This window comes from Sphingomonas sp. Leaf339, from assembly GCF_001426195.1.
In the GTDB taxonomy this organism is placed as follows: Bacteria; Pseudomonadota; Alphaproteobacteria; order Sphingomonadales; family Sphingomonadaceae; genus Sphingomonas.
Genome location: NZ_LMRS01000049.1, coordinates 1 through 347 on the forward strand (window position 1 = coordinate 1; position 347 = coordinate 347).

Consider the following 347-nt stretch of genomic DNA (forward strand, 5'->3'; position numbering starts at 1 on the left):
CATTCACCAGCGTCTCGAGCTGGCGACGGCGTGCGTCGCGAGACCCGCCGACATCGAGGATCAGTCGCGAGAACGAACCGGTCTTGTTCTGAACAGCCAGGCGGGTCAGTTCCTGAAGAGCCTGCACCGTGTCGGGTGCCGACAGCAGAGCCAGTCCATCTCCCTCAGCCTCGACCGACACGTAGGCGCGGCCCTGGCGGACATCCAGGTTGAGGTCACCGTCGATGTCAGCGATGTCGAGCAGCTCTTCGAGGTAGTCAGCGGCGACGTCGCCCTCGTTCTCGAGCTCGGCGACCGTGGGCTCCACGGTCTCGGTCATGTTGTCGGTCATGAACCGCTCCCCTTCT

Annotated in this window: 1 pseudogene; it reads right to left on the reverse strand. The window is 64.3% G+C overall.

Going from position 1 to position 347, the window contains the following annotated elements:
* Positions 1 to 331: pseudogene (locus ASG67_RS15465) on the reverse strand (single-stranded DNA-binding protein); the annotation flags it as partial.
* Positions 332 to 347: the final 16 nt, after the last annotated feature.